Annotated in this window: 21 protein-coding genes and 2 tRNA genes; 4 read left to right on the forward strand and 19 right to left on the reverse strand. The window is 34.2% G+C overall.

The features are described 5' to 3' along the window. Positions 1–18: 18 nt before the first annotated feature. Entirely contained in the window at positions 19–1,023 is a 1,005-nt protein-coding gene (locus QWY92_RS03595; protein ID WP_377879435.1) for a PorP/SprF family type IX secretion system membrane protein, read from the reverse strand. A 172-nt stretch (positions 1,024–1,195) separates the two neighbouring features. Here QWY92_RS03595 and QWY92_RS03600 point away from each other — a divergent pair, with 172 nt between their 5' ends. From QWY92_RS03600 to QWY92_RS03610, 3 genes are all read left to right on the forward strand, one after another. Beyond that, on the forward strand, positions 1,196–2,098 hold the full coding sequence (locus tag QWY92_RS03600) for a NifU family protein (protein ID WP_290268553.1): 903 nt from the start codon (positions 1,196–1,198) through the stop codon (positions 2,096–2,098). 189 nt (positions 2,099–2,287) lie between these two features. Then, a complete protein-coding gene (locus tag QWY92_RS03605) occupies positions 2,288–2,641 on the forward strand; it encodes a DUF1304 domain-containing protein (RefSeq protein ID WP_290268554.1) in 354 nt (117 codons plus the stop codon). An 85-nt stretch (positions 2,642–2,726) separates the two neighbouring features. Then, positions 2,727–3,542, forward strand: a complete 816-nt coding sequence (locus QWY92_RS03610) for a mechanosensitive ion channel family protein (protein ID WP_290268555.1) — start codon at positions 2,727–2,729, stop codon at positions 3,540–3,542. A gap of 89 nt (positions 3,543–3,631) precedes the next feature. Here the strand turns inward: QWY92_RS03610 and tsaB are convergent, their stop codons facing one another. From tsaB to cyoE, 14 genes are all read right to left on the reverse strand, one after another. Continuing rightward, positions 3,632–4,315 carry a tRNA (adenosine(37)-N6)-threonylcarbamoyltransferase complex dimerization subunit type 1 TsaB gene (tsaB, locus tag QWY92_RS03615; RefSeq protein ID WP_290268556.1) on the reverse strand — a complete coding sequence of 228 codons (684 nt, stop codon included), beginning with the start codon at positions 4,313–4,315 and terminating at the stop codon, positions 3,632–3,634. Between the two features lie 134 nt (positions 4,316–4,449). Further along, positions 4,450–5,847, reverse strand: a complete 1,398-nt coding sequence (locus tag QWY92_RS03620) for a TolC family protein (RefSeq protein ID WP_290268557.1) — start codon at positions 5,845–5,847, stop codon at positions 4,450–4,452. Beyond that, a complete protein-coding gene (locus tag QWY92_RS03625; RefSeq protein ID WP_290268558.1) occupies positions 5,837–6,961 on the reverse strand; it encodes an efflux RND transporter periplasmic adaptor subunit in 1,125 nt (374 codons plus the stop codon). The genes QWY92_RS03620 and QWY92_RS03625 overlap by 11 nt, the downstream gene beginning before the upstream one ends. Positions 6,962–6,974: 13 nt before the next feature. After that, on the reverse strand, positions 6,975–8,219 hold the full coding sequence (locus tag QWY92_RS03630) for an ABC transporter permease (protein WP_290268559.1): 1,245 nt from the start codon (positions 8,217–8,219) through the stop codon (positions 6,975–6,977). A 2-nt stretch (positions 8,220–8,221) separates the two neighbouring features. After that, positions 8,222–9,406: an ABC transporter permease gene (locus tag QWY92_RS03635; protein ID WP_290268560.1), complete on the reverse strand. Its 1,185-nt coding sequence runs from the start codon at positions 9,404–9,406 to the stop codon at positions 8,222–8,224. A 37-nt stretch (positions 9,407–9,443) separates the two neighbouring features. Beyond that, positions 9,444–10,145 carry an ABC transporter ATP-binding protein gene (locus QWY92_RS03640; protein ID WP_290268561.1) on the reverse strand — a complete coding sequence of 234 codons (702 nt, stop codon included), beginning with the start codon at positions 10,143–10,145 and terminating at the stop codon, positions 9,444–9,446. A 149-nt stretch (positions 10,146–10,294) separates the two neighbouring features. After that, positions 10,295–10,513: a hypothetical protein gene (locus tag QWY92_RS03645; RefSeq protein ID WP_290268562.1), complete on the reverse strand. Its 219-nt coding sequence runs from the start codon at positions 10,511–10,513 to the stop codon at positions 10,295–10,297. Between the two features lie 37 nt (positions 10,514–10,550). Continuing rightward, complete coding sequence (locus QWY92_RS03650) at positions 10,551–11,081, reverse strand: DUF420 domain-containing protein (RefSeq protein ID WP_290268563.1); 531 nt, start codon at positions 11,079–11,081, stop codon at positions 10,551–10,553. Then, a complete protein-coding gene (locus QWY92_RS03655) occupies positions 11,074–11,814 on the reverse strand; it encodes an SCO family protein (protein WP_290268564.1) in 741 nt (246 codons plus the stop codon). The genes QWY92_RS03650 and QWY92_RS03655 overlap by 8 nt, the downstream gene beginning before the upstream one ends. An 8-nt stretch (positions 11,815–11,822) precedes the next feature. Beyond that, on the reverse strand, positions 11,823–12,539 hold the full coding sequence (locus tag QWY92_RS03660) for a hypothetical protein (protein ID WP_290268565.1): 717 nt from the start codon (positions 12,537–12,539) through the stop codon (positions 11,823–11,825). Positions 12,540–12,637: 98 nt separating this feature from the next. Beyond that, the gene (locus tag QWY92_RS03665; protein WP_290268566.1) at positions 12,638–13,018 is read right to left on the reverse strand and encodes a cytochrome C oxidase subunit IV family protein; all 381 of its coding nucleotides are present in this window, start codon (positions 13,016–13,018) and stop codon (positions 12,638–12,640) included. A gap of 59 nt (positions 13,019–13,077) precedes the next feature. Then, complete coding sequence (locus QWY92_RS03670; protein ID WP_290268567.1) at positions 13,078–14,049, reverse strand: cytochrome c oxidase subunit 3; 972 nt, start codon at positions 14,047–14,049, stop codon at positions 13,078–13,080. Between the two features lie 296 nt (positions 14,050–14,345). Further along, positions 14,346–14,927, reverse strand: a complete 582-nt coding sequence (locus tag QWY92_RS03675; protein ID WP_290268568.1) for a cytochrome c oxidase subunit 3 — start codon at positions 14,925–14,927, stop codon at positions 14,346–14,348. Positions 14,928–14,929: 2 nt separating this feature from the next. Further along, positions 14,930–15,823 carry a heme o synthase gene (gene cyoE, locus QWY92_RS03680; RefSeq protein ID WP_290268569.1) on the reverse strand — a complete coding sequence of 298 codons (894 nt, stop codon included), beginning with the start codon at positions 15,821–15,823 and terminating at the stop codon, positions 14,930–14,932. Positions 15,824–15,937: 114 nt separating this feature from the next. Here cyoE and QWY92_RS03685 point away from each other — a divergent pair, with 114 nt between their 5' ends. Then, positions 15,938–16,804 carry an MBL fold metallo-hydrolase gene (locus QWY92_RS03685; RefSeq protein WP_290268570.1) on the forward strand — a complete coding sequence of 289 codons (867 nt, stop codon included), beginning with the start codon at positions 15,938–15,940 and terminating at the stop codon, positions 16,802–16,804. A gap of 108 nt (positions 16,805–16,912) precedes the next feature. On the opposite strand, the gene QWY92_RS03690 is transcribed toward QWY92_RS03685, so the two are convergent. The 4 genes from QWY92_RS03690 to QWY92_RS03705 all read right to left on the reverse strand — a co-directional run bounded on the left by QWY92_RS03690 (position 16,913) and on the right by QWY92_RS03705 (position 19,599). Beyond that, the gene (locus QWY92_RS03690; RefSeq protein WP_290268571.1) at positions 16,913–17,341 is read right to left on the reverse strand and encodes a GNAT family N-acetyltransferase; all 429 of its coding nucleotides are present in this window, start codon (positions 17,339–17,341) and stop codon (positions 16,913–16,915) included. Between the two features lie 196 nt (positions 17,342–17,537). After that, positions 17,538–17,611: transfer RNA gene (locus QWY92_RS03695), tRNA-Asp, on the reverse strand. A gap of 196 nt (positions 17,612–17,807) precedes the next feature. Beyond that, the gene (locus QWY92_RS03700) at positions 17,808–19,268 is read right to left on the reverse strand and encodes a sulfatase-like hydrolase/transferase (RefSeq protein WP_290268572.1); all 1,461 of its coding nucleotides are present in this window, start codon (positions 19,266–19,268) and stop codon (positions 17,808–17,810) included. A gap of 257 nt (positions 19,269–19,525) precedes the next feature. Then, positions 19,526–19,599, reverse strand: a tRNA-Asp gene (locus QWY92_RS03705). Positions 19,600–19,647 lie beyond the last annotated feature (48 nt).

Consider the following 19,647-nt stretch of genomic DNA (forward strand, 5'->3'; position numbering starts at 1 on the left):
ATTGTAATTTCTTTTAATTTAGTTAACCGCCGGACAATTACAGTGGTAAGGCTCTTTTCTACAACCAAAGTTATACCCTAGCGTAAATTGATGGAAACCACCATTTGTAAACACCAATGAATTCGCTTGGTAGGTGTACGTGTAAGCAACCATGAAATTATTCATATTAACACCTACAATAGGTGTGATTTGTTGTAATTTTTGACTGGTAACTGTGTTTTCGTTGGTTAAATATTCGGCACCGTCACTGCTTCGTCTGTACGATACCCCACCCCAAATTTTACCAAATTCCATTTGCTTGTACACCTTTGCGTTAATATCGATACCGCCCTCTTTTGTAGCATCACGATACTGAAGCATGATAGATGGCTCGTAACTCCAATCGCTACCATAACCACCAAAAACACCACCTACAGAAAGTAAGTATCGTCTTAAATTACTGGTGATATTAGGATCGTCGTTGATTCCTGCGTTTTTTAATAAATTCTTTACGGTACCGTGCGCATAAAAATCTAGAAACTGGTAAGAAAATCCAAAATCCATATTTAAATTGGTTTCACTTTGCACTATACCGTCGATTATTGGATCTGGCCCATCGAAAAGAAACGAGGTTTCATCTAATCTATATTGAATAATCCCGGCACTTAAACCGAAAGAAAGCATATTTAAATCTACTGGAGAACGTGAAAACATAATGTGGTGCGCGTAGGTTGCATAGGCCCCCGTTTGAGAATGATATCCGTTTTTATCTGTATACAAAATACCTCCAACTGCAGATGATGTTTCGCCAATTCTACCATTAACACTTACGGTTAAAAGCTTAGGTGCATCATCTTGTCCAAACCATTGTTGGCGTGCCGTCATGCGAATTTTTGCGCAGTTTGCAGCACCAGCCATAGAAGGGTGTATTAAGTAGTAATTATCTGTTAGATAATCGGTGTAAATCGGTAAACCTTCCTGCGCGGTTGCCATGTGAGTAAACAGCATTGCAGCAATTACCAAAAACATATTTTTACATCTCATAATTTGAACACCAGGTTGATTTACACTTATAAAACGCCTTTAGAATTAAAAAGTTACATCTAAAATGAATATTAAAACATCATTTTTATTCAACTTTATAAACAGGCAACAAAACTCAAATATATGGATATCTACAGTTTTCTTTTAGTATTTTTGTAAAAAAAAAGAGAAAATGAGCAATTTCAAAGTTTCCGTGCAAGAAACATCTAACGATGCCATAGTAAAATTTGAATTAAATCAATTTATTACGCAGCACCAAAGTTTCGAATTTAATAATATCGACGAGGCTAAAAACTCGCCTTTAGCACAGCAATTATTTTATTTGCCTTTTGTAAAAAAAGTATATATCACAAGTAATTTTATTGCCGTAGAACGCTATAGTATTGTAGACTGGAGCGATGTGCAAGATGAAATGGCTGAGCAAATTGAATCGTACTTAAACGATAATGGTGTGGTGGTTGAAGAAACTGCTTCCCCTAAAAAAGTACCTGTAACGGTTTATGCTGAAAGTACGCCGAACCCAACAGTAATGAAATTTGTTGCCAATAAAAAAATAGTCGCAGCCCTTTTCGAATTCACTTCGATAGACGAGGCTAAATTATCGCCTTTAGCGACGGAATTATTTCATTTTCCGTTTGTAAAAGCTGTTTTTATGGATGAGAATTACGTGTCTATTACCAAATATGACATGGCCGAATGGAATGATATTACTTTAGAACTTCGCGAATTCATCAGAAGCTATATTGAAAACGGAAAAGACATTGTAGTTCCTGGCGCTGTGGATACATTGAAAAAATCTACAGAACAACAAGATACTCATTTTGATACTTTGGATGATGTTTCTAAGGAAATTATAAATATTCTTGAAGAATACGTAAAACCTGCTGTAGCTAGTGATGGTGGAAATATTCAGTTTATTTCTTATGATAAAAAAAACAAAAACGTGAGCGTATTACTACAAGGAGCTTGTAGCGGTTGCCCATCGTCTACATATACTTTAAAAAGTGGTATTGAAAATATGTTGAAAGAAATGCTTCCTGGAAAAGTAGAAATGGTAGAAGCCATAAACGGATAGGTCTTTTAAAAATACAACATGGAAAAAGCGCTCTACAAGTTAGAGCGCTTTTTTTATGACCTTAATTTACTAAAGCATCTCACAATATTTAATTAACTTTGAGATATAAAACGACTCTAAATTTTCGCCTTTTCATATTAATGCCTTAGTTGAAACAAGCAAAACGTCACTAAAACAAAATAACAACAAATGAAAACTTTAGCATTTATTTTTACGATCATCGTCGCTCTAGAACATATTTATTTTTTAATCTTAGAAATGTTTTTCTGGACCAAACCCAAAACCATTAAAGCATTTGGTATTAAATCAGCCACATTTGCCGAAGAAACTAAAGTACTTGCCGCCAATCAAGGTTTATACAATGGTTTTATTGCTTCTGGTGTATTACTTGCTTTACTTATAGAAAATCAAGATTTTATACTATTTTTTCTAGTTTGTGTGACTATTGCAGGTATTTATGGGTCTTACTCTACGAAGCAAATTAAACTTTTTTATGTGCAATCTATTCCTGCAATTATTGCACTAATACTCAATTTGATTTAAATTATTTAATATTTTTTATCATAAAAATTAAATAAAGCAACATATTAGTTTTTAATTTTACAACAAAAATAAAGCAACAAAAATTATGGATTTAGAAAACATTGACACAGAAAAATGGATTGCTCTAGGAGCTGAATATGGCATTAAAATTATAGGTGCCATTGCAATATGGATTATTGGCTCTTGGGTTATTAAAAAAATATTAAAAGCTACCCAAAACGTAATGGCCAAAGGAAATTACGAAATAAGTCTTCAAAAATTCTTATTAAACCTTATCTCGTGGGCTTTAAAAATTATTTTAATTATTGTTGTTCTTGGTACTGTTGGTGTAGAAACAACATCATTTGCTGCTATTATAGCTGCCGCAGGTTTGGCTGTTGGTTTAGCCTTACAAGGTTCTTTAGGGAATTTTGCTGGGGGTGTTTTAATTATGATTTTTAAGCCTATAAAAATTGGCGATTTAATTGAAGCACAAGGTGAAATTGGTGTGGTTAAAGAAATTGAAATCTTTACAACCAAATTAACAGGTTTATCTAATAGAGAAATTATTATTCCTAATGGATCATTATCTAACGGTAATATTATTAATTATTCTACGGAAGGTACTCGCCGTGTTGACTTAACATTCGGTGTTGGTTACGACTCTGATATTAAGAAAACAAAACAAGTATTAATGGATGTATTAACAGCACATCCAAAAGTATTACAAACCCCTGCGCCAACGGTAAACGTGTCAGAATTGGCAGATAGCTCAATTAACTTTGCGGTTAGACCATGGTGTACAACAGCCGATTACTGGGATGTTTATTTCGGTATTACTGAAAATGTAAAAGAAGCGCTTGATGCGGCTGGAATTGAAATTCCTTACCCACACCAAGTCGAAATACATAAACAAGGGTAAGCCTTTTGCTTAAACTTTATTAATAGAAAAATCCCTGATAGTTTAACTATCAGGGATTTTTTTTATCTACAAACAAACGCTTTAAAAAGTTACTTTGTTTTCGCCTTAGGTTTCAAAGCCACAAAATCTTTCAAATAATACGGTTCAAAATAAGCGACATCTTCAAAGTTATTATTTTGATATTTTTCATAAGCCAAGGCGCTCATTTCATTAGCTGATGGCAATTTATCTTCAACAAAAATGGCATTAGAATCCGTAATAAGTGTTTTCGTTTTTTCAACACCATTTCCTATAAAATATACTTTTCCGCTCTGTAATAATTCCGCGAAAGCGTTATCTTCTAAAATCTGTGCTTGAGTCTCTCTAATCTCCGTAAATGACGCATCGTAAATAGCCGAATACACTTCCATACGGCGCGCATCTAACATAGCAACCACTACTCCACTCTCCAATGCAACTTGATGCGCTAACGCTTCTAAAGTAGGCACAGCAATTAAAGGCTTATCTAAAGCAAAACAGAGTCCTTTTGCGGTAGAAACTCCAATACGTAACCCAGTATAAGAGCCAGGACCTTTACTAATGGCTATAGCACTTAAATCTGCTCCGGTAATTCCGACTTCTTTTAAAGCTTCGTCGATATACACGTGTAATCTTTCAGCATGCGAATAACTTTTATCGTTATCTTCTTTTAAAACAACGGTTTCGCCGTTTTTAGAAATAGATACCGAACAATTGGTGGTTGCAGTTTCTATGTTTAATATAAATGTACTCATCTTTTCATTTTCATTGGAATTGCAAAAATATTGTTTTTATTATTAGAAAGATATTACCGCGCTATAAAAAGTAAAAAGGCTATCATTTAATTTATGATAGCTTTAATTATATCGTTGAATACATTCCGAAGAAACTATTCTACCAAGGATTTCCCCATGTAAAAGTCTAATACTTTGGTTTTGAAAACAAAATTATACTTTGCGTTCAAGAAAGAAGATTGAGCATTAATCAACCTATTTCTAACCTGCTCCAATTCAAAAGAAGTACTAACACCTAGGTTATATTTTTCCTGTGCATTTCTAAAAGATTCTTCTTGTGCAATTTTAGAAGTTTCCGAAGCCTCATACTGTTTTAATGATGCTTTCGCATCAGCAAATGCCTGCTCTACATTAGTTGTTAATGTTTGCTTTTCTTGCTCTAAAGATAGGTTTAACTGTTCTTTATTAATTTTGGTTTTATTAAGACTCGCATTGTTTCTAAACCCTGAAAATATGGGAATACTTAAATTAAACCCAAAATTGTAACCTAATTGATTATCTATTTGTTTACCAAATCCATTATCTCTAAGTTCTATTATAGTTCCGGTATTACTATCGAATATAGGAATTATATCCTTCTGCCCCTGAACGTGTTGATAAGACGTACTCATACCTGCTCCAAATGTTAAAGTAGGGTAATATGAACTTTTTGCTATTGCAATATTCAATTCGGCATTCTTAAGATTTAATTCCGCATTCTTTATTTCTGGTCTATTAACTAAAGCATATGATAGAATCTCGTTAGTATTATTATATAATAAAACAGCATTAGTTAAGTCTATCTCTATATTTTCAATATTAAAATTTTTGTTTGAAACTTGTAATAACTGAGACAAGGTTAATAAAGATAAGTCTACACTATTCTGTGCATTTACCAAACGTTCATTATCGGCTGCTAATTGCGATTGCGCATCAAATAAATCTGCTTTAGCACGAACACCAGCATCAACTAAACCCTGAATTTGATCTAGACTTTTTTGACTAATATTTACTTGATCAACAGCTATTTTTAAGGCTTCTTTGTTAAGTAAAATATTTAAATAAGCATTAACAACATTTAATGAAATATTATCTTTCAATATTGCTAATTGGAGTTGACTCGTTTCTAATCCTAATTTGGCTTGCTCATATAAATTTATATTTTTAAAACCATTAAATATGGTTATCCCTGTGTTTAAACCAAAACTATTGAATAATCGATCTAATGAAACACGTGTTCCTGAATTCCCTATTGAAGAACCAAAATTATAGCTATGACTTGCCGAACCACTTACTGTAGGCAAAAAGTTAGCTTTTGCTGTGGTAATATCTTCTTCAGCTAATGATGCATCCAGTTCTGTTTGCTTTACAGAAATATTATATTCTAATGCATGACTTACACATTCCTGCAGCGTCCATATTTTTTCTTGCGAAAAAGAAGACATTGAAATACATAAAACAGTTAAAACGATAAGGCTTTTAATACCTTGTACCTTGGTGTTTTTATTTTTCATCTTCGTCCTCATCTTCATTGTCTTTTGATGCTTTATTCCAAACTTTAATGTTGTCGCCTTCCTTAACGCCTTCAAGTATTTCAACGTTAATACCATCGGATAAGCCTAATTCTACATTTTCTTTACGGAATTTATTATCGCCTTCGGAAATTTCAACAAAAGGTTTTTCTGTAATTCTATTATATTGTAAAAGCGCTTCTCGAATAGCGAGTACACTGTCTCTGGCTTCAATATCAATTTCAGCGTTGGCACTATAACCTGCTCTAATATTTGTGGTTGAATCTATTTCAACGTCGGCTTTTATGGTAAACTGAACGGCACCGTTTTCTTCAATACCTTTAGGTGCAACAAACGTTAATTTCGCTGGAAATTCCTTGTTTGCAATGGCTCCTAAAATCACTTTAATAATTTTCCCTTCTTTTAATTTTCCAACTTCAGCTTCATCTACTTTCCCTTCAAAAATCATTAAACTCATATCTGCAATCGTAGCAATAGTTGTTCCTGCGTTGAAATTATTACTTTCAATAACTTGGTCACCTTCGCGTACCGGAATTTCTAAAATAGTTCCAGGAATTTGCGCTACAATATTGGTATTTGCTGAACTTCCGCCCGAAATAGAACCACGCTTAATAATTTGATAATCGTTTTGTGCTTGTTTTAAACTTTCTTTGGCTTGATTGTATCCCAATTGGCTATTTTCGAAATCTTGTTGAGAAATTACGCCTTTTTCAAAAAGTGTTTTATTTCGATCATAAAGAACCTTTGAATTATCAAAAGATAGTTTTGCTGTTGAAATTCTACTGTTTGCGCTCACTAAACTTTGCTCGTTTGGTACTACTCTAATTGTTGCAATTAAATCGCCCTTTTTAACCTTATCACCTTCTTCCACAAGAATTTTATCTACAATACCTGAAATTTGTGGTTTAAGTTCAATTTCCTCCTCAGGGTTTAGTTTCCCTGTAGCTACGGCTTTCGTATTTATAGACGTGAAGAAAGGCGTTTCAACCTTAAACTCTTCAATATCTTTTGAGTTTGAATCTTTGAAATATTTCAATACAAACGCCAATAGTAAGATGGTTACTATTACTAAAATAATTTTGACTGTTTTATTCATTTTTTTTGATTGTTTATTCTTCTCTTAATGCTTCTATTGGTTTAATACTGGTTGCTTTGGTTGCAGGAATAAGGCCTATTAATGTGCCTAAAACTACTAATATTACTAAGGCTGCAAATACTACAGCAATAGATACTGAGGCGTTTACAATGGCGGCATCGGCCCCTTGCCCAAAGAAATGATCGAGGATAATTAAAATTAAACCACCCGATATAATACCACACAGGCCGGCTACTAAAGTTAAAAACACGGCTTCGACTACAATTTGGCGTTTAATTTCAAAAGGCGTGGCACCCAAGGCACGACGCACTCCTATTTCTTTTGTGCGTTCTTTTACGGTTATCAACAAAATATTGCCAATAGCAAACACACCGGCGATAAGTGTAGCAATGCCCACAAACCATGTTAGAAACTGCATGCCTGTTAAAAAACCGGTTAGTTTCCCAAACTCTTTCCCTAAGTTGGCGCTTCCGAAGGCTCGTTTATCTTCTGGGTGAATATGGTTTAAATTTTTAAGCAATAACTTGGCATCTTCCTCTATTTGAGTAATGTCATACGCTGGTTTTCCGGTAATCATCATCCAACCAATACGATCGCCCTGATTGTAAATTTGTTGGAAAGTGGTAAACGGAATATGCATATCAGATTTTGGACCAATATTAATATCGCCTTCTTCAAACATACCAACAACCATAAAATTAATGCCGTTAATAATAACGTAAGTTCCTATAACTTCAGAGTCCTTTTCATAAAGTTGTTTGTAGGCTTCATCAGAAATGACGACAATTTTCTTCTTATCGTCAATATCATTTTGATTGATAAAACGCCCCTCTATTAATTTTTTCTTCTGAAGTTGATCTAACAACGGATAATCACCAGCCATTTGAAAACTGCCCGTTAAAAAGTTTTTGGTAACAATGGTTGTTCTTTGGTTTCTTGGAAGTACAAACTCGATACCTTCAACATTTTCTTCTATTTTTTTAGCATCGCTTAAGGATAATTTCACTTGGCGCCCTTCCTGAAAACCTTTAAAAGGCTTGCCTGTACTTTGGCCCCAAACAAATACACTGTTGGTTGCAAAATTACCGAACAAACGGTTGAAAGAATTCTCTAATCCACGTGCAGACCCCAACAGACCAATAAGTAATAAAATACCCCACCAAACACCAACCATGGTTAAAATAGACCGGAGCTTATTTTTGCTCAAGCTATCGAAAACTTCTTGCCAGGTATCTCTTTCGAATAAAAATTTAAACATAGTTAATCGTTTCTTAAGGCTACAATAGGTTTAATTTGTGATGCTTTTTTTGCTGGTAAATAGCCTGCGATGGCACCAGCAATTATTAACGTAATTGTTGCTCCAAACACCAAACTATTACTAACACCTGGATCTTTAATAAAATACGTTTCTAGACTTGGTGCGGCGAGTTCTAGAACACCAACACCTACCAATAACCCCACATAACCGGCAATAGCTGTTATAATAATAGATTCTATTAAAATAATGGAAACAATGGAACGTGGCGATGCGCCTAAGGCTTTTCGGATACCGATTTCCTTTGTACGTTCTTTCACAATAAAAATCATGATATTACTAATGCCAACAATACCTGCAATTAAAGTTCCGAAACCAATAACGAGGATAATGATAGATAAACTCGCCGTCATTAAATCCACTTTTTTAGTGCCTTCAGCCATATTTCGCAGTCGGATAGCACGTTGATCGCTTCGAGCTACGTCAAATTTTTGTTTTAAGCTTTTTTCTATAGACACCCCAAAAGCAAGTGCTTCATTAGAGTTCATTTCAGGATTAAAAGTTAAATGTATTAAATCTACAAAATCATTATTACCGTACACAAACTGTGTGGTAGTAATAGGGATATAAATAATACTTTCTTCGGTATCGCCTTCATCATCCGTAAAAACACCAACCACTTTGTATTGAATACCACTTAGGTTAATATATTTCCCAATAGCAGTTTCTTTAAAAAACAATTCCTCTTCTACTTTTTGCCCAATAACAGCAACTTTAGCTTTATGATTTAAGTCGTTTTGATTAATGTAGCGTCCCTCTTTAACCACGTTATTTTCAATAAACATGAATTCAGGATATATGCCACGAAGTTGATAGTTATTTTTCTCTCCTTTAAAAGAAGCTGTAACATCTTTATTTACTTTAGAAGTAATAAACTGGACTTTATCGCCGTATTTATCTTTTATAAAGTCGCGATCTTCATTTTTAAATTGAATTTTTCGTCCAACCTGAAGTCCTTTATACGCTTTAGTTGTTCGTCCTGAAAAGATTTGTATTGAGTTGTTCGCATCGGTACCAAAAGCTTCCTCAAAGGTGTTTTGCAAACCATTTGCTATACCGAATAGAACAGCAAACAGCAAAATAGCAAATGCCACCGTAAACCCAGAGAGTAAACTCCGTGTACGATTCATGTTAATACTTTGGAAAATTTCGCGCCAGAGGTCTAAATCAAACATAAAGTGAAGCTCTTACCTGTTCTACTTTTTTATCTTCAATAATAATCCCATCACGAAGCCTAACATTACGTTTACACATGGCTGCAATATCTTCTTCGTGAGTCACCATTAGAATTGTTTTGCCCTCATCATTAAGGTGTTGGATAAAATCCATAATTTCATGAGAGGTTTTAGTATCTAAAGCTCCTGTTGGCTCATCAGCCAATAATAATTTAGGGTCTGCTGCTAACGCTCTAGCAATAGCAACACGCTGTTTTTGCCCTCCGGAAAGTTCTTTTGGTAAATGTTTTGCCCAATCGGCCAAACCCACTTTTTCTAAATGAAACATAGCCAACTCTAGACGTTCTTTTCGTTTAATACCTTGGTAATACAACGGAAGCGCTACGTTTTCGAGTGCCGTTTTGTAATTTATTAAATTGAAAGATTGAAAAATAAAACCTAAGAATTTATTTCTGTAAATGGCGGCTTTCTTTTCAGTAAGATTTTTAATTGGTAAACCGTCTAGGATATATTCACCCGCATCAGCTTCATCCAGCATCCCAATGATGTTTAGCAAAGTAGATTTACCTGAACCTGAAGACCCCATTATGGCAACCATTTCCCCTTCTTTTACAGAAAGATCGATGCCTTTTAAAACATGTAAACTTGAATCACCTATAGGATAGGATTTGTGTAATTGACGAATTTCTAACATACTTCCTGGTTGATTGATATCACTTTTCCATATGGTAAAATATGGTAGCTCTATTAATAAGACTATAAACCCATAAGAATGTTACATAAATAATAAAAAAAGTTTAGTAACAGTAAAACAAATATTTTACAGACCTAAAAACAAGCTATTTACGCTTCTTTTTTATTATACTTTTTATAAATTGCAAATGCAATGCCAGCAACAAGAACATACGGAATAGCCATTAAGTAAACAATACCGTCGTTGATACCTTCGGCTGTGGTTTGACCTTCTTCACTTTCTAAAACGGCACGACACATAGCACATTGCGCGTTAGTTTGCAAAAACATGCAAATTGTAAATAAAAAGAATAGTATTTTATTTTTCATCTTTTAATACTTTAAAAATGATGATAACTCTAGGTTATTAATAGTAAGGCGAAATCATAATAAAAACAACAACACCAGAAACGGCAACATAAAGCCAAAGCGGAAATGTGATTTTTGCTATTTTTCGATGTTTTTCAATGTTATTGGTAATACCACGAACATAAGTTATTAAAACGAAAGGAATAACCACAATAGACATTATAATATGCGTAATTAAAATAATATAATACACATATTTTATAACGCCCTCGCCCATAAATTTAGTGGAATCACTCGTCATGTGGTAGGCTACATACATTACTAGAAACAATACAGATAAGCTAATGGCAAACTTCATTAAGTATTCATGACGCTTAACGTTTTTCTTTTTAATTGCTATAAAAGCTAAGACCAAAACAAAGGCTGTTAAAGCATTTACCGATGCATAAATTGGTGGTAAAAACACAGGCAATTCTGCATCAATTTTCACACCAAATAGAATAGCAACTACCACAGGAATAATAACAGAAAGCGCAATAATCAGTTTATTGTACTTCGTATCGTCTAAAACTTTCTTTTCTTTATTCATTAAGTAATTTTTTAATATCTGCTTTTAGTGCTGAAATTTCTTCCTTTATACCATCGTCATCCACTTTCTCAGCTTCTGAAACAACGCCTCTATAATAGATTATAGGGTTTCCAAAATCATCCACTCTAGAACGGATAAAACCATTTTTATCGACTAAAGCAAAATTTCCTGAATGTTCAAAACCTCCAGCAACACTTTCTTCTTCCGCTGCATATAAATTAAAACCTTGATTGGCGAGGGTATAAATGGCATCTTTATCACCCGTCATTAAATTCCAATTAGGGTTAGTAACACCGTATTTTTCAGCATAAGCTTTAAGTACTTCTGGTGTATCGTGCGATGGGTTTATGGTGAATGATGCCACACCAAAATCGTTAAACCCTTTAAAAGTATTTTGAATTTGAACCAAGTTCTGGCTCATTCTCGGGCAAATGGTTGGGCAAGTTGTGAAAAAGAACTCGATAACATACACTTTACCTTCGTAATCTTTGTTGGTAATTGTTTTACCATCCTGATTTGTAAATGCAAAAGCAGGCACTTTTTTAGCTTCACCGTTAATCTCAATAAACGCTAAATCTGATAGTCCTGTTTCTGGTTGTTTTTGGTCGCTGCGACCACTTTGTCTAGACACATCGCCATTAGTAACCCTATCCACAATTCTAGGAATAAATATAATTCCGAAAACTAATATAGTTAAAGCAATACCAATGTATGAGTAGTTGTTTTTTTTCATTTTAAATATTATTTAGTGGTTCCCGATAAATCGCTTGCACGACGGGTATCAGAGTTAAATTCACCTTTACGTTTCTGTCTGTATTCAGTAAAAACAATACGTAAATCGTCGCTCATTTTATTTTTAACTTCGGCTACTTCAATACAATTGTATCCGTTTAAGCCATAAACCGGAGCCTTTTTTTCAAGTTCATTATCCGTTCTATCATCAATACGTCCACGTTGGTTTAAATCTTTATCCACAATAAAAACATCCTCTACTGATAAATCTTCGTTTAAATCCGTTTTTGTTTTTAAACTAAAATAAACTCGTTTAATATCGGCAGGTTCACCATAAACAAAATGCCAAAATCGGATATCTTCGTACTGCGTTATTTCCGCCTTTAACTTTTTGACTTCAGCTTCTGTGCCCTTAGGCATCAAAATAACCATTTGAAATTTTTTAAAGCCTTTAAACTTATCGTAAATTAACTCCTTTAGGTTCGATGCTTGAATAGCGTTTTGCATTGGATGAGTACCTAAAAACCCTAAAACGGTAATATGATCTTTAAGCACAATAGGCTCCTCCGTGTCTGAAGAAAATGCTTCTAAATCTAAAACCGATTCGTTAATAATATCTAAAGGTTGGTAGTTGTGTGTTGCTGGATATAGAAACAACAAAAACGTCACAGGTAGGAAGAATAAAACTCCTAATACAACGTAGCGACCCACTTTTTTATAATCCATAAAAACTTTTTTTTTGCTCTAAAAGTAGCATGGTGCAAAAATAAAAAAAGACGGTTTAAAAACCGTCTTTATATTCCTATTTAACTAATAATTATTAGTTAAAAATCTCTTTTGATATAACCGTTATCATACACATCGAAAACGTAACCACCTTCTTGCAATAAAATGAATACTAAGTATAAAACTAAAAATATAGCCGTCCAAACAACCATACGTCTTAATCCTGGTGCTTCATCACGCATGTGCATAAAATCCCATGTAATATAGTAGGCTTTTACAATAGTTAAGATAATGAAAATCCAGTTTAGAAGTTTCATCCCTAAAACATATCCCATTAAACTTTCAGGCTTAATAATACCTAATACAACCTCTATAACAGTTACAAAACTAAGAAACGCTAATACGCCCCAGATTTTTTGAGTATTAGATTTAAACTTTACTAAACCTCTAAATATTTCTAATTTATGTTCGTGTGCCATTTTTAATGCTTTTTTATATTTCCCTTAAAGATGAGAAATGAAACTTTTTTTTAAATCAATTAAACTAAGTAGAAGAAGGTAAATACAAATACCCAAACTAAATCTACAAAGTGCCAGTATAAACCAACTTTCTCAACCATTTCGTAACTTCCGCGTCTTTCGTAAGTTCCTAATACCACATTAAAGAAAATAATGATATTAATGATAATTCCAGACAATACGTGAAAACCGTGAAATCCAGTAATAAAGAAAAAGAAATCAGCAAACAATGGCGAACCATATTCATTAACTTGTAAGTTAGCACCTTCTACGTATAATGTGCCGTTATCTTTTAATGCTTTTAAAGATTCAGCTCTAGACAATACTGTTTTTTCACCGTCCTCATTTAAAACTTGAGTTCTAATTAAAACATTCTCATGAGCCTCTAAACCATTGACAACTTCTTCAACAGTATAAGCTGGTAATGATGATTCATTAACAAACCATAAACCATTCTTCTTTTCGTGTATCGTTCTATCCTTATGATCGGCAAGCGCCACAAAATCTTTTACTGCAACACGGTGCCCTTCAGTATCCACAAACTGTAAAATATTACCACCTTTAGTTTGTATAGCACCATATTCACCTTTAATAAACGTATTCCATTCCCAAGCTTGTGAGCCTACGAAAATAATACCACCAATAATGGTTAAAAACATGTAAATAGTAACCTTACTTTTATTTAAGTGATGTCCTGCATCAACCGCTAACACCATCGTTACCGACGACATAATAAGTACAAACGTCATAAACGCCACATAATACATCGGTGCATTTACACCATGTAAAAATGGAAAGTGAGTAAACACCTCATCCGCAATTGGCCAGGCATCCATAAATTTAAATCTAGAAAATCCGTAAGCTGCTAAAAAGCCCGAAAATGTTAAAGCATCCGATACGATGAAAAACCACATCATCATTTTACCGTAACTTGCTTTCAACGGTTCATTCCCGCCATTCCAAGTTTTGCCTTCTGCTACTGCTGTACTCATATATAATGGTTGTTATTTATAAAAAGTTGGACAAAAATAATCATTTTATTTATCTAATAAAATATCCAACCCTAATTTTTAAAATTATCCTTAATTAAACGTTAAAAAATCTTTGGGCGTCCCCCAAGGGTCGGGCTTTCACTACTCAATCTTTTTATTTTTAAATAAAACAAAAAGGATTTCAAACATGCCGTTCAATCCCTAACGCGGGCCTACTTGTAATGTTTAATTTTCAACAAAAAACAAAGTCAACCTCAACAAAAACAGTGAGTCACAAGTCTTCCGTTAAAAAAAAACTACCCTACAAAATATAAAAACAAAAATAAATATACCCAAAGGATATCTATAAAATGCCAAAAGGTTGCAGCCAGTTCAAAACCTAACATATCGGTTGCCGTATACTTTTGTTTAAAATGATTATAAATTACAACCAACAAACAAATCAGTCCTACCACAACGTGTAAAATGTGCACCAAAGCAATTAAATAAATGTAAGACATGGTAATATTACTCGTTGGTCCTGTGAAATTATAACCTAAGTCTATAATTTCTCTAAAGCCCACAAACTGATTGTAAATAAAAACCACACCCAAAACTAAGGTCGCTAATAAATACATAGACGTTGCTTTGTGCTGCCCTTTTTCCAAAGCTTTTTTACCCAATAAAAAGGTAATACTACTAACCACGATAACCACCGTACTAATAATAAAAGCATTTGGCAATTTAAAATCGCTTAACCAATCGGGGCGTGAACTACTTACAATAAAAGCACTTGTCCAGCCCATAAAAGACATAATAAGCGAAATAATGCCAAACCAAAGCATCATTTTTTTTGCTCTGCTATTTTTTTCTTGTTTTGTTCCTTGAGTTAAATCCATTACTAACTTATAAATTTATCGACAACATAAACAATTTGCACCAACGTAATATAAGCTACACTAGCTAACATAAGTTGTTTCGCCGATTGTTCGGTCATTTTTTTAAATAATTGAATTGCGTAATACAACATCCCTAGCCCAAGTATAAAAACGATAACCGCTCCCACAATTGAAAGTTGTAACCTTCCAGTAAAACCAAATACTGGAACAATAGAAATTAAGATGGTCCAAATGCAATACATAATTGTCTGTACTGCTGTACCTCTATCTTGTTTTCCGGTAGGTAACATAAAGAATCCACCACGTTTATAATCGTCATATAAAAACCAGCCAATAGCCCAAAAGTGAGGGAATTGCCAAAAAAACTGCAAAGCAAATAACGTTCCTGGTTCAATACCAAAATCGTTTGTAGCCGCTACCCATCCTAACATAAAAGGTATAGCACCCGGAATAGCTCCAACAAAAACAGAAATTGGTGTTTTTGTTTTTAAAGGGGTGTAAACACAAGTGTATAAAAAGATAGAAATAGCACCAAACATAGCAGTTTGCTTGTTTATACTGTATAAAATCGCGATACCTAAAACCGTGAAAATAGTTGCAATAGCAAATGCCGTGTTAACCGACATACGGCCTGCTGGAATAGGCCTATTTCTAGTACGATGCATGAGAGCATCTAAATCCCGTTCTATAATTTGATTAAACGCATTCGAGGCGCCTACCATAAAATAACCACCAAAAGCGAGTAAGGTTAAGGTTTTAAAATCGACTGTTTCCACGCCAAGTAAGTAACCGGCAAGTGAAGAAAACACAACGCTTAGCGCTAATCGCATTTTTGTGATTTCCTTAAAATCTGAAATTAAAGACGGATTTTCTATAGTTGTTTTCGATCTGCTCAAACCTATGTGTAATTGTGCATTTTATATTGCGAATGCAAAGATACTCTATAATAACAATTTGAGCAATATTGACAGGAAATTTAATACCTTTAACATAAAGTAAAACCATACACCATGAAATCATTAAAACCAACCGCTATTTTAATGCTATTATTTTTCAGTATCTCAGTTTACGCCCAGCGTAATTTCGACGATGTAAAAATAACCACAACCAAACTCACAGACCAAGTTTATATGCTTGTTGGCAGTGGCGGAAACATTGGTGTTTCGGTTGGCGAAGATGGTGTTTTCATCATCGATACCCAATTCGCGCCTTTAACTCCAAAAATTTTAGAAGCCATCCAAAACATCAGCGACCAACCTATTAAAATAGTTGCAAACACGCACCACCATGGCGACCATACCGGCGGAAACGAAAATATTGGCGATTTAGGCGCCACTATTATTGCTCACGACAATGTAAGAAAACGTCTTATTGATAAAAGTCCAAAATCAGCTTTACCTGTAATCACCTTTAACGATAAATTACACCTACAAATAAATAATGAGCAAGTTATGGTATTCCATGTTGAAAACGCTCACACCGATGGTGACGCCATGCTTTACTTTACAGAAAGTAATGTTTTACATACTGGAGACACCTATTTTAATGCGCGTTATCCGTTTATCGATTTAAACTCTGGCGGCAGCGTAAATGGTTATATTGATGCTGTAAAATCTGGATTGATGGTTATAGATGAAGAAACCAAAATTATTCCCGGTCACGGCGATTTATCTAACAAAGCTGAATACTTCACCTTTTTGAATATGCTAGAAACTGTAAAAATTGCTGTTTTACAAGAAATTAACAACGGTAAATCTGAAGATGAAGTAGCTAGTAACAGTGCACTAACCAAAACTTTTGATAATTTAGGTTATGGCGATCATTTTATTAATAGTGAAAAAATGAGACGTACTTTTTATAAAAGCTTAAAAGAGTAATTATCAAACTTAACAAAACACAAAAAGTCTATAAAATAAAGAAGCCCTAATCTATTAGGGCTTCTTTATTTCTAAATTTATTTTTATGTTAGTTTTCAAACCATAAAACTAACCAATGGTATACCGATACACATTAGTTTCTCGTTGCACAAAACCCATTTTTTGATACAATCTATTTCCCGCTACTTTTTCTGGCTTAGATGTTAAATTGATTTTTTCAATATTATTTTCAGTAGCGTATGTTATTGCAGCTTCAATTAATGCTTTCCCTACTCCTTTTCCTCGAGCAGCCTGATCGACCACAACATCTTCAATCCAAACTTTATCGCCTGTGGGTATTTTATTTAACACCAATGTCATGGTGCCAATAATCTCGTTATTATCTTCTGCTAAAAAAAGCAATGTACTATCAGAATTAACAATATGTTCCAACACTTCCCGATTAGGCAGCTCACAGTTGGAGGTCAGTTGAACAATTAAAGCTTGCATCGCTTTTACAACATGTTCCGTTACAGTAACTAATCTATATATCTTCATAGATACAAAATTAGCAATTTTTAAAACAACTCAATATATTTTATTCGGGTTGCCTTATTTTAGATTAATTCTGAAATTAAGATCACGTAGGAAGCCAGCAGATGCAAAGCCTTTAAAACTAAAGAAGAAATACAACAAAACCTTATAAATAAAAAAAGCCCTAATTTCTTAGGACTTTCTTATTTTGCAATGTTTGCGGTCTGGACGGGACTCGAACCCGCGACCTTCGCCGTGACAGGGCGACATTCTAACCAACTGAACTACCAGACCGTTGCTTTATTGCGAGTGCAAGAATACTATATTATTATTATATGACCAATTTTAATGACAATATAAATTAAAAATAATTTTAAGTTGAATTTTTAAAATTATGAAACACATTGAAATATCAAAACATAACAAACACAAATACAACTAAATAACAACTAAATCATTCGTTTTATATTCAAAAAAACAAATATTAATTTTACTGCTTTTTAGACCGCTTATTTTTCATAGCCCCGGGATTAGAGTATAAAACCGCTTTGTTTTCCATTAGACGTTGGTGAATATGGTAAGTAACATCCATCCACGAACGTTCCTCTCCCCATAAAGGTGCCATCATTTTGGATTCCCAAGCTTTTAATTCATCTTGTAATAATTGATATGTTTTCGTTTCCGAAGTTTCTAAGTTTACGGTTTCACCTAAATCCTCTTCTAAATTGTATAAGGTTGCTCCATAATCTTGCAAACGCACCAATTTAAAATCGCCAACCCTAGCCCCTGCTTCTTCTAATTTCCTCCAAAATAGTTTTTCATGAGGATCACCTGTTTTTTCTCCTTGTAAATAAGGCAATAAGTTAACGCCATCTAAAACTAAATCATCAGCTTTTTTAATATCAGCCGCCGCCAAAGCTGTTGTAAAAATATCTAAAGACGAAGATAAACCATCAAACGTTTGGCCTGCTTTAATCTGTTTTGGCCAGCTAACCACAAAAGGCACTCTGTGTCCGCCTTCAAACTTATTACCTTTCCAACCTTTTAAAGGGCCTCCACTCGAACTATTATTAGCAGCGCCACCATTATCACTTAAAAAATAAATAAGCGTATTTTCCTCTAAACCTAAATCTTTTAATTTTTGTTGCAGCTTCCCTACGTTCTCATCTAAAGACCAAGTCATGGCTGCCAGTTTTTGCCTCGAATGGTCTTTATATTTCTCCAAATGTTCTACTTTAGCCTCCATAGGCGTATGCACGGCATTAAATGCTAAATACATAAAAAAGGGATTGTTTTTATTCTCTTCTACAAACTTCACCGATTGATCGCCCAAAACATCGGTTAGATAGCCATCAAACAAGACGCGCTTACCATTATGCTGTAGCATTTTTTTCTTTGTTGGATTTTTTTCAGGAAAATAAGAACGGCTTCCGGCCTCGAAACCAAAAAACTCATCGAAACCACGTTGATTAGGATGATCGCTTTGCTCTGCTCCTAAATGCCATTTCCCTAAAGCTAAGGTTTTATACCCATTTTCTTTAAACACATCGGCCATGGTAACCACATTATCCGACAAACCAATATCACCAGAACCCCCATAACCAGTACCGTTAGCTTCAAACCCAAAACGTTGTTGATATTTCCCCGTCATTAACCCCGCACGCGATGGCGCACATACCGTAGCACTAACATGTGCATCGGTTAAAACAGCACCACTTTTGGCAAGTCTATCTATATTGGGAGTTTCTAAATCTTCACAGCCCATAAAACCAAAATCGGCATAACCTGCATCGTCAACAAGAATAACAATAACATTTGGGGGTTGTATTTTTGCCGGAAACACTTTCGTTTCTGCTGTGTTTTTACAGGCCGATAACGAAACGACAGTTAAGATTAGGAAAAGCGATAAAAAACTTATGCTTTTATTAATCCTGCGTAATAGTAAATTCATACTTTTTTGTTTAATAAAGGTAATTTTATCTTTTCAAGAAAACCAAAGATAACTTTTATTTAAACATCATTTCTAAAGAACAGAAAGGCCGTAAAACAAAAAAGCATCCCAATCTTCTTCACAGAAAAAAGGAAAGCTTCTCATTGGTATACCAAACACAATTTGGTAAACTACTTCCCGAATAAATCGGGACAACACAACTTCTTATTGCCAAAAAAAGCCCTAATTTCTCAGAGCTTTCTTGCTTGCAATTTTTGCGGTCTGGACGGGACTCGAACCCGCGACCTTCGCCGTGACAGGGCGACATTCTAACCAACTGAACTACCAGACCGTTGCATTATTGCGAGTGCAAATATACACTCCTTTTTTAGTTACACAA

The sequence above is a fragment of the Algibacter miyuki genome (assembly GCF_030409805.1).
Taxonomy (GTDB): Bacteria; Bacteroidota; Bacteroidia; order Flavobacteriales; family Flavobacteriaceae; genus Algibacter; species Algibacter miyuki.

Coding starts and splice junctions, on each gene's coding strand:
- QWY92_RS03635 (WP_290268560.1), bottom strand. CDS start 9,406: ATGAATCGTACACGGAGTTTACTCTCTGGGTTTACGGTGGCATTTGCT.
- QWY92_RS03600 (WP_290268553.1), top strand. CDS start 1,196: ATGAGCAATTTCAAAGTTTCCGTGCAAGAAACATCTAACGATGCCATA.
- QWY92_RS03640 (WP_290268561.1), bottom strand. CDS start 10,145: ATGTTAGAAATTCGTCAATTACACAAATCCTATCCTATAGGTGATTCA.
- QWY92_RS03630 (WP_290268559.1), bottom strand. CDS start 8,219: ATGTTTAAATTTTTATTCGAAAGAGATACCTGGCAAGAAGTTTTCGAT.
- QWY92_RS03610 (WP_290268555.1), top strand. CDS start 2,727: ATGGATTTAGAAAACATTGACACAGAAAAATGGATTGCTCTAGGAGCT.
- QWY92_RS03655 (WP_290268564.1), bottom strand. CDS start 11,814: ATGAAAAAAAACAACTACTCATACATTGGTATTGCTTTAACTATATTA.
- QWY92_RS03690 (WP_290268571.1), bottom strand. CDS start 17,341: ATGAAGATATATAGATTAGTTACTGTAACGGAACATGTTGTAAAAGCG.
- QWY92_RS03650 (WP_290268563.1), bottom strand. CDS start 11,081: ATGAATAAAGAAAAGAAAGTTTTAGACGATACGAAGTACAATAAACTG.
- QWY92_RS03620 (WP_290268557.1), bottom strand. CDS start 5,847: ATGAAAAATAAAAACACCAAGGTACAAGGTATTAAAAGCCTTATCGTT.
- QWY92_RS03670 (WP_290268567.1), bottom strand. CDS start 14,049: ATGAGTACAGCAGTAGCAGAAGGCAAAACTTGGAATGGCGGGAATGAA.
- QWY92_RS03605 (WP_290268554.1), top strand. CDS start 2,288: ATGAAAACTTTAGCATTTATTTTTACGATCATCGTCGCTCTAGAACAT.
- QWY92_RS03645 (WP_290268562.1), bottom strand. CDS start 10,513: ATGAAAAATAAAATACTATTCTTTTTATTTACAATTTGCATGTTTTTG.
- QWY92_RS03660 (WP_290268565.1), bottom strand. CDS start 12,539: ATGGATTATAAAAAAGTGGGTCGCTACGTTGTATTAGGAGTTTTATTC.
- QWY92_RS03675 (WP_290268568.1), bottom strand. CDS start 14,927: ATGGATTTAACTCAAGGAACAAAACAAGAAAAAAATAGCAGAGCAAAA.
- QWY92_RS03595 (WP_377879435.1), bottom strand. CDS start 1,023: ATGAGATGTAAAAATATGTTTTTGGTAATTGCTGCAATGCTGTTTACT.
- QWY92_RS03700 (WP_290268572.1), bottom strand. CDS start 19,268: ATGAATTTACTATTACGCAGGATTAATAAAAGCATAAGTTTTTTATCG.
- QWY92_RS03625 (WP_290268558.1), bottom strand. CDS start 6,961: ATGAATAAAACAGTCAAAATTATTTTAGTAATAGTAACCATCTTACTA.
- tsaB (WP_290268556.1), bottom strand. CDS start 4,315: ATGAGTACATTTATATTAAACATAGAAACTGCAACCACCAATTGTTCG.
- QWY92_RS03665 (WP_290268566.1), bottom strand. CDS start 13,018: ATGGCACACGAACATAAATTAGAAATATTTAGAGGTTTAGTAAAGTTT.
- QWY92_RS03685 (WP_290268570.1), top strand. CDS start 15,938: ATGAAATCATTAAAACCAACCGCTATTTTAATGCTATTATTTTTCAGT.